General features: G+C 71.2%; 9 protein-coding genes. All 9 read left to right on the top strand.

The genetic code is table 11. The features are described from left to right. Nucleotides 1-363: 363 nt before the first annotated feature. Nucleotides 364-2,613, top strand: a complete 2,250-nt coding sequence (gene glgX, locus EFK10_RS36950; RefSeq protein ID WP_240677702.1) for a glycogen debranching protein GlgX — start codon at nucleotides 364-366, stop codon at nucleotides 2,611-2,613. Between the two features lie 211 nt (nucleotides 2,614-2,824). After that, nucleotides 2,825-4,108 (top strand): MFS transporter, encoded by a 1,284-nt coding sequence (locus tag EFK10_RS36945; RefSeq protein ID WP_240677699.1) that lies wholly within the window; start codon nucleotides 2,825-2,827, stop codon nucleotides 4,106-4,108. A gap of 34 nt (nucleotides 4,109-4,142) precedes the next feature. After that, entirely contained in the window at nucleotides 4,143-5,942 is a 1,800-nt protein-coding gene (locus EFK10_RS36940; protein ID WP_127360018.1) for an ABC transporter ATP-binding protein, read from the top strand. Between the two features lie 483 nt (nucleotides 5,943-6,425). Next, complete coding sequence (locus tag EFK10_RS36935; protein WP_127360017.1) at nucleotides 6,426-8,261, top strand: ABC transporter ATP-binding protein; 1,836 nt, start codon at nucleotides 6,426-6,428, stop codon at nucleotides 8,259-8,261. Nucleotides 8,262-8,405: 144 nt separating this feature from the next. Next, nucleotides 8,406-10,142 carry an ABC transporter transmembrane domain-containing protein gene (locus EFK10_RS36930; RefSeq protein ID WP_127360016.1) on the top strand — a complete coding sequence of 579 codons (1,737 nt, stop codon included), beginning with the start codon at nucleotides 8,406-8,408 and terminating at the stop codon, nucleotides 10,140-10,142. After that, nucleotides 10,139-11,875, top strand: a complete 1,737-nt coding sequence (locus EFK10_RS36925; RefSeq protein ID WP_127360015.1) for an ABC transporter ATP-binding protein — start codon at nucleotides 10,139-10,141, stop codon at nucleotides 11,873-11,875. The genes EFK10_RS36930 and EFK10_RS36925 overlap by 4 nt, the downstream gene beginning before the upstream one ends. 390 nt (nucleotides 11,876-12,265) lie before the next feature. Beyond that, nucleotides 12,266-14,644: a M4 family metallopeptidase gene (locus EFK10_RS36920; protein WP_206305738.1), complete on the top strand. Its 2,379-nt coding sequence runs from the start codon at nucleotides 12,266-12,268 to the stop codon at nucleotides 14,642-14,644. A gap of 178 nt (nucleotides 14,645-14,822) precedes the next feature. Next, nucleotides 14,823-15,026 carry a cold-shock protein gene (locus EFK10_RS36915; protein WP_127360014.1) on the top strand — a complete coding sequence of 68 codons (204 nt, stop codon included), beginning with the start codon at nucleotides 14,823-14,825 and terminating at the stop codon, nucleotides 15,024-15,026. Next, a partial coding sequence (locus EFK10_RS36910) for a DEAD/DEAH box helicase (RefSeq protein WP_164836304.1) occupies nucleotides 14,974-16,425 on the top strand: 1,452 nt, incomplete at its 3' end. The genes EFK10_RS36915 and EFK10_RS36910, both read left to right, overlap by 53 nt.

Below are 16,425 nucleotides of genomic sequence, written 5' to 3'. Positions count from 1 at the left end.
GAGGGGTGTCATGAGTGGCCGCCGTCCCTCCCCCGTTGCCGCTGATTCCACAGCCGGCCAGTACGACCAGCCCAGCCCCCGCGCACGCGCGCAGTGCGCGCCTCACCACTTTCGTCACGCATCGTCAACGAGCGTGCGTGCCCAGTGGAAACGTGTCCGCGAGGTCACGGGTGTGACTACTGGCGTCCGAACGGGAAGTAAAGGGTGAGGACGGCACCGTCCGCGATAGGGACATCGCGAACCGGCTGCCGCGGAGCCGTGGGAGGGCACGTGTCAGGGACGCGCGAGCACAAGGGGGTCGAGGCCGCCCCGCGGCCGAACGGCCACCGGGCCGGACCCGTCGCCGCGCCGCCGCGAACACCGCTGCCGGAGCCGCGTACGGAACCGGAACCGGCCGCCGAGCTCTTCCACGCGCCGCGCCCCGTCTGGCCCGGCAGCCCCCAGCCCCTGGGCGCCCGCTTTCACACCGGGCCCGACGGGCGGCCGGGCACCAACTTCGCGCTGTGGGCGGGCGGCGCCGAATCCGTCGAGCTGTGCCTGTTCGACGCCGAGGGCCGGGAGGAACGCCTCGAACTCACCGAGCTGACCCACGAGATCTGGCACGGCTACGTCCCCGGGGTCCTCCCCGGCACCCGCTACGGCTTCCGCGTCGACGGCCGCTGGGACCCCTGGACCGGGGCCCGCTGGAACCCGGCCAAACTGCTCCTCGACCCGTACGCGAGGGCCGTGGACGGCGACTTCGGGGGTTCGGGGGTCGCCCCCCGAGATGGACACAGCACCCTCCCGCCCGAGGTCTACGGACATGTACGGGACTGGCCCGAGAACGACATCGCCGACACCGTCCGCGACAACCGCGACTCCGCGCCCTTCGTGCCCAAGGGCGTGGTCGTGGAGGACGGCGTGGGCTGGCCCGACGAGTGGATGAACGACCTGCGGCCCAAGACCCCCTGGGCCGACTCCGTCATCTACGAGCTGCATGTGCGCGGCTTCACCATGCGCCACCCCGGCATCCCGCCCGAGCTGCGCGGCACCTACGCGGGCCTCGCGCACCCGGCGGCCATAGAGCACCTCACCCGGCTCGGCGTGACGGCGGTCGAGCTGCTGCCGGTGCACCAGTTCGCCCACGAGGACCACCTGCTCCGCCGCGGCCTGCGCAACTACTGGGGCTACAACTCCGTCGGCTACTTCGCGCCCCACGCCTCCTACGCCGCCTCCGGCACACGCGGCCAGCAGGTCAACGAGTTCCGTGGCATGGTGCGCGCCCTGCACGCCGCCGGCATCGAGGTCATCCTCGACGTCGTCTACAACCACACCGCCGAGGGCAGCGAGTTCGGCCCCACCCTCTCCCTGCGCGGCATCGACAACCGCGGCTACTACCGGCTGCAGGACGACGCACGCCGTTACACCGACTACACCGGCTGCGGCAACACCCTGCACGTCGTCCAGCCCCACGTACTGCGGCTCATCACCGACTCCCTGCGCTACTGGGTCACCGAAATGGGCGTCGACGGCTTCCGCTTCGACCTGGCGGCGGCCCTGGCCCGCTCCATGCACGACGTCGACATGCTCTCCCCCTTCCTCGCCGTCATCGCCCAGGACCCGGTCCTGCGCCGCGTCAAGCTCATCGCCGAGCCCTGGGACGTCGGCTCCGGCGGCTACCAGGTCGGCGCCTTCCCACCCCTGTGGACCGAGTGGAACGACCGCTACCGCGACACCGTCCGCGACTTCTGGCGCGGCGCCCGCCATGACGTACGCGACCTCGGCTACCGCCTCTCCGGGTCCAGCGACCTGTACGCCTGGGGCGGCCGGCGCCCGTACGCCTCCGTCAACTTCATCACCGCCCACGACGGCTTCACCCTGCGCGACCTCGTGTCGTACGAGCAGAAGCACAACGCCGCCAACGGCGAGGACAACCGCGACGGCACCAACGACAACCGCTCCTGGAACTGCGGCCACGAGGGCGAGACCGACGACCCCTCGGTGAACGAGCTGCGGCGCAGGCAGCTGCGCAACCTGCTGTCCACCCTGCTGCTGTCGACCGGCGTCCCGATGCTGGTCGCGGGCGACGAGATGGGCCGTACGCAGGGCGGCAACAACAACGCGTACTGCCAGGACAACGAGATCAGCTGGATCGACTGGTCGCTGCTGGACGATCCGGCGTGGCGGTCGCTGTACGACCTCGCCGCCCGGCTCATCGCGCTGCGCCGCGACCACCCCGTGCTACGCAGCCGCGCCTTCTTCTCCGGCCGCGCCCACACCGACGGCGGCCTGCGCGACCTCGCCTGGTTCACCGCGGCCGGCGACGAGATGACCGACGGGGACTGGTACTCGCCCTCGGCCACCCTCGGGATGTACCTGTCCGGCTTCGACATCCCGCAGCGCGACGCCCTCGGCCAGGAAATCATCGACGAGAGTTTTCTGGTCGTGCTGCACGCCTCCCACCTCCCGGCGAGCTTCACGCTGCCCGGCCTGCCCTGGGCCGAGGAGTACGAACTCGTCCTGGACACTGCCCTGGAGGACCAGTCCGCTCCCCCGGGCACCCGGCACGCCGCCGATACCCCGGTCACCGTCGGCCCCCGCTCGGTGCAGGTCTACCGGGTCGACCCCGGCTGAAATCCCCTGGACCTCGCCCAGTGGTATAGGAGTGTGCTGAAGATCTGGGCCGGATCAGCGAGCGGCGTCCGGTGCGTGCAGCTGCAAGGCGGACGGATTCCCGGATAGTGGTGTTCTATCCGGGAATCCGGCCAACGCAGCAGATGTGCGTGCAGGGCGTCGCGAGCCCGGCATAGATCTTCAGCACACTCCTAGTCCACACTGACCGCCTGTGACCTCCACCCCGCCGCGATCCACCGCCCGGCAGCACAGTCCTGCCCCACGCGGGCTGTGGTCGCGCAACTTCCGCCTCTACTTCATCGCCCGCTCGATCGCCACCCTCGGCGACTCGATGCTGCCGGTCGCCCAGTCCGCGGGCCTGCTCCTGCACGGTTACGGTGCCGGGGCGATCGGTGTGGTGATGGCCTCGTACACGGCCTGCTTCGCGGGGCTGGTGATCCTGGGCGGAGTCATCGCGGACCGCTTCGACGCGCGGAAGCTGATGATCGGCGCCGATGTGGTGCGCCTCGGGACGATGTCGCTGGCGGCCGCGCTATTCGTCGCCGGGCACGTCGTGCTGTGGGAGATGTGCGTGCTGGCGGCGGCGAGCGGCGCGGCGGCCGCCATGTTCCAGCCGGGGGTGGCCAGTACGGTGCCGCGCGTCGCGCGCGACGTCCAGGGCGCCAACGGCATCCTGCGCACCGCCGAGTCCCTGGCCTTCCTCGCCGGGCCCGCGCTGGCCGGACTGCTGGTGGCCTTCGTGTCCCCCGGCGGGGTGATCGCGGTGGACGCGGCGACCTTCGCGGCCAGCGCGGTCTGCCTGCTCCTGCTGCGGCTGCCGCCGGCCGCGCTGTCGGACGAGGAGAAGCCGCCCAGCACCTTCAGGGCCGACCTGGTCGAGGGCTGGCGGGAGTTCAGGTCCCGTACCTGGATGTGGTCGGTGATCCTGGTCTGGATGGTCTACATGATCACCGTCATCGGCCCGCTCACCCCGCTTGCCGCCGTCGAAATCATCCCCTCCCACGGTATCCGTGCCTACGGCCTCGTCCAGTCGGCCTTCGGCGCGGGCACCGCTCTCGGCGCCCTCCTCGCCATCCGCGTACGCTCCGAACACCCACTGCGCGCCGGCTCCACCGCCCTGTTCGGCACCGCCCTCTTCCCAGCCTCGATCGGGGCGCACCTCCCGGTCCCCGCGATGGCGGGCTGCGTGCTGATCGCCGGGGTCTGCTCTTCGTACTGGGGCGTCAACTGGGCCACCAGCGTGCAGACCCAGGTCTCCGGCGACATCCTCAACCGCATACACGCGTACGAGGTCGCCGGATCCGTGGCCACCGTGCCCTTCGGCCAGGCCCTGGCCGGCCCGGCGTCGGGACTGTTCGGAACACCGCACGTGCTGCTGGCGGGCGGGGTGATCACTGTGCTGGCCGCCACGGTGCTGCTGTCGATACCGGCGGTGCGGAATCTGGTCCGGGCGCAGGCAGGCCGGGCTGGGGAGGACGGCCGGAAATCCAGGTGAGGGATGTCAGTGGTCGCACGTAGTCTCAGAAACGATGCCTGAGTCGACCATTAACCCAGCTGACCCCACGCCCGCCACCCCCGACAGACCCCGCTCCGCCGTGCGCTCGCTGCTGCGCCTGCGGCCCTACGTACGGCCCGTCCGGGCCCGGTTGTTCGGGTCGGCGGGGGTGGCCGTGCTGGCCTCGTGCCTGGCGCTGCTGATCCCGCTGGTCCTGAAGTGGATCGTGGACGGCCCGGTGGCCGACCGGGACCCGTCCGGGGTGTGGCTGGGCGGCGGGATCATGCTCGCGCTGGGCGTGCTGGAGGCGGGGCTCTTCGGGATCCGGCGGTGGCTGATCGCCCGGCCGCTCGCGGCGCTCGAAGCGCGGATGAGGGCAGACCTGTTCCGGTATCTGCAGCGGCTCCCGGTGGCCTTCCACGACCGGTGGGGGTCAGGACAGCTGCTGTCGCGGGCAACGAACGATTTGCAGATCTGCCGGATGTTCCTGGCTTTCCCGCTGGTCTTCCTGGTGGTCAACACCACCACCATCGTGGTCGGTTTCGGCATCCTGATCTCGCAGCGCTGGACCCTGGGCCTGCTGCTGCTGGCACCCGCGGTGCCGCTGGTCATCCTCTGCTCGTACTTCGAGTCGCGGTACTCGCTGGCCTCGCGCCGCGCCCAGGACCAGATCGGGGACCTGACGACCCTGGTCGAGGAGTCGGTGCTCGGCATCCGCATCATCAAGGCCTTCGGACGCCACCACAGCCAGGCGGTGGCCTTCCGCGAGCAGTCGCGCGAACTGCGGGGCACGGAGCTGCGGAAGGCGCGCCTGCTCTCGGACCTGTGGATGCTGATCATCGGGCTGCCCGACGTCGCGCTGGGCGCGGCGCTCGTCGTCGGTTCGGTGCAGGTCGCGGACGGCAAGCTGTCGGTGGGCACCCTGGTCGCCTTCCTGTCCACAGCCCTGGCGCTGCGCTGGCCGGTGGAGTCGATGGGCTGGCTGCTGTCGATCAGCAACGAGGCGGCCACCTCCGTCGACCGCGTCTTCGAGGTCTTCGACACCCCCATCCCCGAGGAGCACGGCCAGCAGAGCCTGCCCGAACGCGGGGGCGACGGCATCCGCTTCACCGGCGTCCGCTTCCGCTACCCCGACGCCCCGGCCGGCACCCCGGACCTGCTCACCGGCATCGACCTCCACATCCGCTCCGGCGAGACCCTCGCCCTCGTCGGTGCCACCGGCTCGGGCAAGACCTCACTGACGGCGCTGATCCCGCGCCTGTACGAGGCCACCGGCGGGCGGCTGACACTGGACGGCGTCGACACGGCCGAGCTGACCCGGACGGCGCTGCGCGGGCTGGTGTCCACGGCCTTCGAAGAGCCGACGCTCTTCTCGGCGAGCGTCCGCGACAACGTCCTGATGGGCGCGCCCGGCGCGAGCGAGGCGGACCTGCTGCGGGCTCTGGAGACCGCCCAGTGCGACTTCGTCCACGGGTTGCCGCACGGCGTCGACACCCAGGTCGGCGAGCAGGGGCTCAGCCTGTCCGGTGGCCAGCGCCAGCGGCTCGCCCTCGCCCGGGCCGTCGTCGGCCGCCCCCGCTTCCTGGTGCTCGACGACCCCCTCTCCGCCCTCGACGTCCACACCGAAGCCCTCGTCGAGGCCGCCCTCCGCCACGTCCTGGCCACCACCACCGCCCTCGTCGTGGCCCACCGCCCCTCCACCGTCATGCTCGCCGACCGCGTCGCCCTCCTCTCCGGCGGCCGCATCACCGCGGTCGGCACCCACCACGAACTCCTCCACTCCAGCCCCGAATACCGCCACATGATGTCCGGCGCGCAGGTCGGTGCCGCGTGACTGCGCCGGGGGTTTGTTCCTCCGCCACCCCGCCTCTGCCCGATTCCTGGGCGCCGCCCTCGCACTGCTCGGCCCCAGGGGGCCTCACAGGCTTCGGGCCGGCTGCGCCGGACTCTCCCCCAGACTCCGTCTGGGTGGGGGTCCTCCCCAGCCTGGCGGCTGGGTGGGGGTCCCCCCGGCCGAAGGCTGGTGGGGGTCCCCCGGACGGAGTCCGGGGGAGAGTGCCCCCCTCCGCCGGCCCGGGGGCTGGGTTCGTTTCCCCCACCCCGCCCCTTCCCGAAACCGGGCTCTCCCCCAAACCTTCGTTTGGGTGGGGGTACCCCCTCTGGGGGAGTGCCCCCACCCGGACCCGCTGGGGGCTCCGCCCCCAGACCCTCCCCCAGCCTGGCGGCTGGGTGGGGGTCCCCCCGGCCGAAGGCTGGGGGAGTGCCCCCAGGTCTTCAAACGCCGGGCGGGCTGAATTTGCGAGAGGAGCAGTGCCCGATGACCGCCGTCACCGAGCAAACCGCTGAGCAGGAAGAGCAAGCGGCACCTGCCCAGACCGAGCCCGAACTCCCCACCCCCGACGGCGCGTCGCGGGCGCTGCTGCGCGGACTGTTGGGCCCGCACCGGGCCCGGGTGTGGGCGGCAGCGATCGTGCTGGTCGTGCAGCAGGCGTCCGTGCAGGCGGGACCGCTGATCGTGGCGTATGCGATCGACCGTGCGATTCCGGCGTTGCGGAGGAATGACCATGGGCCGCTGATCGCGGTGGCGGTCGGTTATGTGGGCTGCGCGGTGCTGGGGGCGGTGTTGCAGCGCGTGTTCATCCGGTCCGCGGCCCGGATCAGCCAGGACATACTGCTGGACCTGCGGGGGCGGATCTTCCGGCATGCGCAGGCGCTGGGGCTGGACTTTCATGAGCGGTACACATCGGGACGGATCATCGCGCGGGCCACGTCGGACGTGGAGTCGATCCGGGAACTGCTCACGGAGGGCCTGCAGGAGCTGCTGAATGTGGGGCTGTCGGTCATCTACATTTCGGTGGTCCTGCTGTATCTCGACTGGGGCCTGGGACTTTTCGCCCTGGCGACCGCGCTGCCGCTGGTACTGACCGTACGGGCCTTCCGGCGCCGCTCGCACAAGGTGTACGCGCGGCGGTCGGCGGCGATCGCCGCGGTCATCGTGCAGTTCACCGAGACGATGAACGGCATCAGGCCGGTGCAGGCCTTCCGGCGCGAGAAGGCGAACGACAAGACGTTCGCGGGGCTCAACGCGGCCCACCGCCAGGCCAATGGGGACGCGATCCTGGAGATGGGCCGGTTCACGGTCTCCTCGTGGCTGCTCGCCAACACCTCGGTGGCGCTGGTCGTGCTGTGGGGTGCCTATCGGGTCGCCGCGGGCTCGCTCGCGCTGGGGGTGCTGGCAGCGTTCGTGCTGTATCTGCGGCGGTTGTACGCGCCGATCGATCCGCTGGCGATGTTCCTCAACTCGTACCAGTCGGCAGCCGCATCGCTGGACAAGATCGCGGGGCTGCTGGCCCAGACCCCGTCAGTTCCAGAGCCGGAGGCTCCGCGCGAGCTGCCGTCCCGGCAGGACGGGATGCCGGGGCGCGAGGTGGTGTTCGACGGGGTGCACTTCGCGTACCGAACGGGCGGCGAGGTGTTGCCGCGCTTCGATCTGCGGCTGCCGGCCGGGCAGACGGTGGCGGTGGTCGGCGCGACGGGGGCCGGCAAGTCGACGCTCGCCAAGCTGCTGGCCCGCTTCTACGACCCGACCGGGGGCCGAGTCCTCCTCGACGGAGTCGACCTGCGGGATCTGTCTCTGCCGGAGCTGCGGCGCGGCACGGTCATGGTCACCCAGGAGGCCTTCCTCTTCTCCGGCACCGTCGCCGAGAACATCGCCATCGGCAGACCGGACGCCACTCGCAAGCAGATCGAGGAGGCCGCGAAGGCGATCGGTGCCCACGACTTCATCGCCGAGCTGCCCGAGGGCTACGACACCGACGTCCGCAAGCGCGGCGGCCGTATCTCGGCCGGTCAACGCCAACTGGTGGCGTTCGCACGGGCGCTGCTCGCCGATCCGGCCGTGCTCATCCTCGACGAGGCGACGTCGTCGCTGGACGTGCCCGGCGAGCGGGCGGTGCAGCAGGCGATGCAGACGGTGCTGGCCGGACGTACGGCGGTGATCATCGCCCACCGGCTGTCGACCGTCGAGATCGCCGACCGGGTGCTGGTGATGGACGCCGGGCAGCTGGTCGAGGACGGCACCCCGGACCAACTGGTCGCCGGTGACGGGCACTTCGCCGGGCTGCACCAGGCCTGGCGGGACAGCCTCGTTTGACTTCCTCCCCCGCCTATGGGCGGGGGGGGTTCCAGCGTTCCAGTTTCAGGCGCGGGCAGTGTCCTCCGCCGCTACGCGGTTCCGCTCTCAGGACGCGTTTCCTCCCCCGGCTGAAGCTCGATGCTTGCACGCAAGGAGTTCCCGATGATCGATCCATACGAGGACCCGGGTGTCCCGGAGCGCCGGGGCGCCGGCCGGTTCCTGTGGTGGCTGCTGACCTGCCAGCCCGGGCGGGCAGCCGCGGGAGCGCTGCTGGGCACCGTGTGGATGGTGCTCCTGGCGGTGGCGCCGTACATCCTGTCGCGGGCGATCGACGACGGGCTGCAGCCCGGGGACGTAGCCGCGCTGGCCGGCTGGACGGCGGTGCTGCTGGGCGTAGGGGTGTTCAACGCCTGGGTGAGCGTCATGCGGCACCGGACGATGACCCGGCTGCGGATGGACGCCAACTTCCGCACGGTCAAGGTCGTGGTGGGGCAGGCGACCCGGCTGGGCGCCGCGCTGCCGCGTCAGGTCGATGCGGGTGAGGTCGTCACGATCGGCGTCAGCGATGTGCAGACCATCAGCCAGGCCCTGACCATCACCGGGCCCGGCGTCGGCGCGGCCGTCGCGTACGTCGTGGTGGCCGGGCTGCTGCTGTCGATCTCCGCGCTGCTTGCGGCGGTGGTGCTGGTGGGAGCGCCCGTTCTGGCGTTGCTGGTCGGGCCACTGCTGGGGCATTTGCAGGGCACCGAGACGGTCTACCGCCAACGGCAGGGTGTGCTCACCGCCCGGATCGGCGACCTCGCCGGCGGCCTGCGGGTTCTCAACGGCCTGGGTGGCAAGCAGCTCTACGCGGACGGCTTCCGGCGCGAATCGCGCAGGCTCCAGGAGCAGGGCTACCGGGTGGGCGCGGTGACGAGCTGGGTCCAGGCGATCGGGGTCGGGCTGCCGACGCTCTTCCTGGCGGTCGTCACCTGGCTGGCGGCCCGGATGGCGGCGCAGGGGGACATCAGCGTGGGCCAGTTGGTGTCGGTCTACGGGTATGTGGCCGTCCTGGTGGGGCCGGTGTCGTTCTTCATCGAGTGCGGCTATCAGGTCAGCCGCGGCCTGGTCTGCGCCCGGCGGGTCGTACGTTTCCTGGCGCTGGAGCCCGATGCCGCGGGCGCCACGGACCGCACCACGGACGGCGGGACGCTGGACGCCCCCGGCGAGCCGGCCACGCTGCGCGATCCGGCGTCCGGGGTGGAGGTGGCGCCGGGGAGGCTGACGATGCTGGTCAGCGCCCGGCCCTCGGAGTCCGCCGACGTGGTCGACCGCCTCGGGCGGTTCACGGCATCGGCGGTGACCTGGGGCGACGTACGCCTCGACGAGATCCCCCTGTCGCAGGTGCGGGACCGGATCCTGGTCGCGGACAACGAGGCCGACCTGTTCGCCGGCACCCTGCGCGAGATGGTCTTCGGCCGCCGGGACCCGGACGACGAGGCCGTCGAGCGGGCCGTCCACGCCGCCGTCGCCGAGGACATCGTCCAGGGGCTGCCGGACGGCCTCGGCTCGGCCGTCGAGGCGCAGGGCCGCAGCCTCTCCGGCGGCCAGCGGCAGCGGGTCCGCCTGGTCCGGGCGTTGTTGGCCGGCCCCGAGGTGCTGCTGGCGGTCGAGCCCACCTCGGCGCTCGACGCGCACACCGAGGCGGCGGTCGCGGCCCGGCTGCGCGAGGCCCGCTCGGGACGTACGACGGTGGTCACCGGCACCTCGCCGCTGCTGCTGGAGCACGCGGACACCGTGTACTTCCTGGTCGACGGCAAGGTCGCCGCCGTGGGCTGCCACCGCGACCTGCTGGACGGTGAGCCCGGCTACCGCGCGATCGTGGCCCGCGATGCCGACGCCGAGGAGGCCCTGCGATGACCGCCGCCCATCTCCCCGTGGCCGGAAAGCCGGAGGTGCGCCGGGCTGCGATCCGGCTGATCCGGGCGGACGGGCGGGCCTTCGCCGCCGTGATCGCCCTCAACGCTCTGGCCGCCGGCGTCGGGCTGGCCGGGCCCTGGCTGCTCGGCCGCATCATCGACGACGTCCAGGCGGGCCGCGGGACGGCCCCGGTGGACCGGCTGGCGCTGGCCATCCTGGTGTCGTCGCTGGCGCAGCTGCTGCTGGCGCGCTACGCCCGCTACATCGGTCACCGTTTCGGCGAACGGACCCTGGCCCGCGTACGGGAGCAGTTCGTCGACCGCGCGCTGGCACTGCCCGCCTCGGTCGTGGAACGGGCCGGAACGGGCGATCTGACGGCCCGGGGCACCGCCGATGTCGCCACTGTCGGCACCACGTTGCGCGACGTCGGGCCGACGGTGTTCATCGCCATGCTGCAGTGTCTGTTCCTGCTCGGCGCGGTCTTCGTCCTCAACCCGCTGCTCGGCGGGTGTGCCGTGTTCGGCCTCGTCGGCGTCTGGTTCGCGCTGCGCTGGTATCTGCGCCGAGCGCGGGACGCCTATCTCGCCGAGGGCGCGGCGAATTCGGCGGTCGCCGAGATCCTCGCGGCGACCGTGGAAGGTGCCCGCACCATCGAGGCGTTCGGGCTCCAGCGGCGCCGCGTCGTGGCGAGCCGCGTTGCGCTGGAGGAGGCCTGCCGCACCCGGACCCGGACGCTGGACCTGCGCAGCGTCTTCTTCCCGGCCGTTGAGATCTCGTACGTCATCCCGGTGGCCGGGGTGCTGCTGGTCGGCGGCGTGCTGCACACCCACGACATGATGAGCCTGGGGGCGGTGGTGACCGCCGCCCTCTATCTGCGGCAGCTCGCCGACCCCCTGGACACCGTCCTGATGTGGGTCGAGCAACTGCAGAGCAGCAGCGCGTCGTTCGCCCGCGTCGAGGGCCTTGGCGATGCCCCACGCGGCGTGTCGGGCCCCGCCCCCGTGCCTGACGGCGACCGCATCGACGTCGACGGCGTGCGCTACGCCTACGACGGCGGGGCCGAGGTCCTGCACGGCATCGACCTCACCGTCCGGCCCGGCGAACGGCTCGCCGTCGTCGGCCCCTCCGGCGCCGGGAAGTCGACCCTGAGCAGGCTCCTCGCGGGCATCGACGCCCCCCGCACCGGCTCGGTCACGGTCGGCCGGGTCCCCATCGCCGACCTCGACCCCGAGCAGTTGCGCCGGCAGGTCGTCCTGGTCACCCAGGAGCATCACGTCTTCCTGGGCACCGTCCGGGACAACCTGCTGATCGCCGCCCCCACGGCGGGCGATGCCGAGCTTCGGGCGGCTCTCGCCGCTGTTGGCGCCGACTGGACCGACGAGCTGCCCGCCGGCCTCGACACCGAGCTCGGTGCCACCGGCCACCAGCCCGACGGCTCCCAGGCCCAGCAACTCGCCCTCGCCCGCGTCGTCCTCGCCGACCCCCACACCCTCATCCTCGACGAAGCCACCGCCCTCCTCGACCCCCGCACCGCCCGCCACACCGAACGCGCCCTCGCCACGGTCTTGCAGGGCCGCACCGTCATCGCCATCGCCCACCGCCTCCACACCGCCCACGACGCCGACCGCGTCGCCGTCATGGAAGCCGGCCACCTCACCGAACTCGGCACCCACGACGACCTCGTGGCGGCGGGCGGTGCGTACGCGGCCCTGTGGGCCACGTGGCACAGCTGACCCCCACCCGCCGCCTGGAGGTGGGTGTCCGGGGGTGCATCGGCGGCCGACGGTCCGTGGCCGGGTTGTGTCAGCCCGTCCGGCGTTTGAGGACCTGGGGGTATCCCCTCTGGGCGAGGGTCCGGGGGCTTGCCCCCGGTTTCGGGAAGGGGCGGGTGGGCGAGAAGAACCCGCCGTACAGGGCGGCCGAGGGATAACCCTCAAGGTCGAGTCAGGGACGTGACATGTACCGGTAAAAAGTGGCAGCCTGCATCCAGCTATCACACATAGATCCTGCACAGCCGTGTCATAGCGACGCTCCCGCACTGCTCAGCTCTTCCCGGACAGCACACCCCGTCTGCCCGGTCTGTCACCGGCCGTCGACCCGCGGCCGTCGCAGTAGGAGTACGAGTGAGACGATCCCCCCGCAAGGCGGCCGCAGCCGGCGCACTGATCGCCACCGCCGCCTTCCTGGCCGTCGGCATACCCACCACCACCGCCGCAGCGAAGGCCCTCCCCCACGCGAGTCCCCTTCGTACCGGGGCACTTGAGGCCAAGCTCTCCCCCGCGCAGCACACCGCCCTGATCAAGAGCGCCAGCGCCAAAACGGCCACGACCGCCAAGTCGTTGAGCCTCGGCACCAAGGAGAAGCTGGTCGTCAAGGACGTCGTCAAGGACGCCGACGGTACCCTCCACACCCGCTACGAGCGCACCTACGCCGGACTCCCGGTCCTCGGCGGCGACCTCGTCGTCCACACCCCCGCGTCCGGCGAGGGCACACTCGGCACGACCTTCAACAACAAGAACGCGATCAAGGTCGCCTCCACCACCGCGACCGTCGCCAAGTCCGCCGCCACCACCACGGCCCTCAAGGCCGCCAAGGCACTGGACGCGGTCAAGCCCGCCACCGACAGCGCCCGCAAGGTGATCTGGGCCGGCAACGGCACCCCTACCCTCGCCTGGGAGACAGTCGTCGGAGGCCTGCAGGACGACGGCACGCCAAGCCAGCTGCACGTCATCACCGACGCCACCACCGGCAAGCAGCTCTACCAGTACCAGGGCATCAAGACCGGCACCGGCAACAGCCAGTACAGCGGCACCGTCAGCCTCTCCACCACCCTGTCCGGCTCGACGTACCAGCTGTACGACACCACGCGCGGCGGCCACAAGACGTACTCCCTCAACAACGCGACGTCCGGCACCGGAACGCTGATGACCGACGCCGACGACACCTGGGGCACCGGCGCCGGCTCCAACACGCAGACCGCCGGGGTCGACGCCGCCTACGGCGCCCAGATGACCTGGGACTTCTACAAGAACACCTTCGGCCGCAACGGCATCAAGAACAACGGCGTCGCCGCCTACTCGCGCGTCCACTACAGCACCGCGTACGTCAACGCGTTCTGGGACGACACCTGCTTCTGCATGACGTACGGCGACGGCACCAGCAGCACCCACGCCCTCACCTCGCTCGACGTCGCCGGCCACGAGATGAGCCACGGCGTCACCTCCAACACCGCGGGCCTCAACTACAGCGGTGAGTCCGGCGGTCTCAACGAGGCGACGTCCGACATCTTCGGCACCGGCGTCGAGTTCTACGCCAACAACAGCTCCGACGTCGGCGACTATCTCATCGGCGAGAAGATCGACATCAACGGCGACGGCACCCCGCTGCGCTACATGGACAAGCCCTCCAAGGACGGCGGCTCCGCCGACAGCTGGTACTCCGGCGTCGGCAACCTGGATGTCCACTACTCCTCGGGCCCGGCGAACCACCTCTTCTACCTGCTCTCCGAGGGCAGCGGCACCAAGGTGATCAACGGCGTCACCTACAACAGCCCGACCTCCGACGGCATCGCCGTCGCAGGCATCGGCCGGGCCGCCGCGCTGCAGATCTGGTACAAGGCGCTCTCCACCTACATGACCTCCAGCACCAACTACGCGGGCGCCCGCACCGCTGCCCTGTCGGCCGCCTCCGCCCTGTACGGATCCGGCTCGACCCAGTACGCCGGTGTGCAGAACGCCTTCGCCGCCATCGCCGTCGGCAGTCACGCCCCCACCAGCGGCGTGACCGTCACCAACCCCGGCAGCCGGACCGCCACCGTCGGCACCGCCGTCAGCCTGCAGATCTCGGCCAGCAGCACCAACGGCGGCTCGCTCACCTACGCCGCCACGGGCCTGCCCACCGGCCTGTCGATCAGCAGCTCCACCGGTCTGATCAGCGGTACCCCGACCACAGCGGGTACGTACAGCACCACCGTGACCGCCACCGACAGCACCGGCGCCACCGGCTCGGCCTCCTTCGCCTGGACGGTCAGCACGTCCGGCGGCGGCACCTGCACCTCGGCCCAACTGCTGGGCAACGCAGGCTTCGAGTCGGGCGCCACCACCTGGACCGCGAGCAGTGGCGTCATCACCAACTCCACCAGTGAGGCGGCCCACGGCGGCTCGTACAAGGCCTGGCTGGACGGCTACGGGTCAACGCACACCGACACGCTCTCCCAGTCGGTGACCATTCCCAGCGGCTGCAAGGCCTCGCTGACCTTCTACCTCCACATCGACACCGCCGAGACCACCACCAGCACCGCGTACGACAAGCTCACCGTCACGGCCGGATCCACGACCCTGGCGACCTACTCCAACCTCAACAAGGCCACCGGCTACGTCCTCAAGACCTTCGACGTCTCCTCGCTGGCCGGCACCACCGCCACCATCAAGTTCAGCGGAGTCGAGGACACCTCGCTCCAGACCAGCTTCGTCATCGACGACACCGCCCTGACCACCAGCTGACGCAGGTGAGAGCGACGTAGGTCACATCGGGCAACGTGGGCCATCTGCTAAAGTGGTCCAGGTTGCTCGTGTGGTACCCATGAACTTTGTGTGCGCCAGATCGTATGCGATCTCGGCGCACTTTTGTTTTTCCGGCCCGTCCGGTGTGGGAACCCATTTCGCTTTTTAGGAGACACACATGGCCACCGGAACCGTGAAGTGGTTCAACTCGGAAAAGGGCTTCGGCTTCATTGAGCAGGAAGGCGGAGGCCCCGACGTCTTCGCTCACTACTCGAACATCGCGACCCAGGGCTTCCGCGAGCTCCTTGAGGGCCAGAAGGTCGAGTTCGATGTCACCCAGGGCCAGAAGGGCCCGCAGGCGGAGAACATCCGCCCCCTCTGAGCGACGCGCTCAACAACCGAGAGGCCCGCACCACCAGGGTGCGGGCCTCTCGGCCGTCCCCAGGAAGGTTTTCCCCTTGCAGACGTTCTCCGACCTGCCGCTCGACCCGGCGCTGGTGGTTGCGCTGGCCGCGAACGGAGTCACCGAGCCGTTCCCGATCCAGTCGGCCACCCTGCCGGACTCGCTGGCGGGCCGCGACGTCCTCGGCCGAGGCCGCACCGGCTCCGGAAAGACCCTCGCCTTCGGACTTCCCCTGCTCAGCCGTACGGCGGGACGCCGCGCCGACTCCAAGCGACCGCTCGCCCTCGTCCTGGTACCCACGCGCGAGCTGGCCACCCAGGTGAACGAGGCGCTGAGCCCCTACGCGGCCGCGCTCGGACTCCGTACGGCCGTCGTCTTCGGCGGGACCTCGATCAACCGCCAGATCGACACGCTCCGCAAGGGCGCCGAACTGCTGGTCGCCACCCCCGGGCGGCTCTTCGACCTCATCGACCGGCGCGCGGTCGCGCTGGGCCAGGTCGCCATCACCGTCCTGGACGAGGCCGACCAGATGGCCGACATGGGCTTCCTCCCGCAGGTCACCCGACTGCTGGACCAAGTCGACCCCAACGGCCAGCGGATGCTCTTCTCCGCGACCCTGGACCGCCAGGTCGACAAGCTCGTCAAGCGCTTCCTGACCAACCCCGTCACGCACTCCGTGGACCCCGGCACCGCGACGGTCACGACCATGACCCACCACGTCCTGCACGTGGACGACGGCACCAAGAAGGCCACGACGGCGGAGATCGCGAACCGCGACGGCCGCGTCATCATGTTCGTCGACACCAAGCGCGGTGCCGACCGGCTGGTCAAGCATCTGCTGGCGCAGGGCGTGCGGGCTGTCGCGCTGCACGGCGGCAAGTCGCAGCCGCAGCGGGACCGGGCGCTCGACCACTTCCGCGAGGGGCGGGCGACGGCGCTGGTCGCCACGAATGTCGCCGCCCGTGGCATTCACATCGAAGGCCTGGACCTCGTGGTGAACGTCGACCCGCCGACCGAGGCCAAGGACTATCTGCACCGCGGCGGCCGTACCGCCCGGGCCGGCGAGTCCGGCGCCGTCGTCACCCTGGTGCTGCCCGAGCAGCGGCGTGAGACGGCCCGCCTGATGACTGCCGCCGGCATCCGCCCCGAGACCGTCCGGGTCCGCCCCGGCGACCCCGATCTCGTCAAGGTCACCGGCGCCCGCCGGCCCTCCGGCACCGCCGTCACCATCACCGAGACCACCCCCACCCCCACCCCCGCCGCCCCCGGCTCCTCCACCCGCCGCCGTCGCCCCCACCGCCCCGCCGGCCCCGGCACCCCCATCGGCCAAACCCGCGGCAAATCCGCCTCCCCCGCCGGACGCGGGGGCGCGGTCGGC

This window comes from Streptomyces soli, assembly GCF_003999195.1.
Classification (GTDB): domain Bacteria; phylum Actinomycetota; class Actinomycetes; order Streptomycetales; family Streptomycetaceae; genus Actinacidiphila; species Actinacidiphila soli.
This window is presented reverse-complemented; position numbering and strand designations above follow the sequence as displayed.

Excerpts from the sequence above, each read along its gene's own strand:
- EFK10_RS36935 (WP_127360017.1), top strand. The coding sequence starts at position 6,426 with ATGACCGCCGTCACCGAGCAAACCGCTGAGCAGGAAGAGCAAGCGGCA.
- EFK10_RS36930 (WP_127360016.1), top strand. The coding sequence starts at position 8,406 with ATGATCGATCCATACGAGGACCCGGGTGTCCCGGAGCGCCGGGGCGCC.
- EFK10_RS36925 (WP_127360015.1), top strand. The coding sequence starts at position 10,139 with ATGACCGCCGCCCATCTCCCCGTGGCCGGAAAGCCGGAGGTGCGCCGG.
- EFK10_RS36940 (WP_127360018.1), top strand. The coding sequence starts at position 4,143 with ATGCCTGAGTCGACCATTAACCCAGCTGACCCCACGCCCGCCACCCCC.
- EFK10_RS36915 (WP_127360014.1), top strand. The coding sequence starts at position 14,823 with ATGGCCACCGGAACCGTGAAGTGGTTCAACTCGGAAAAGGGCTTCGGC.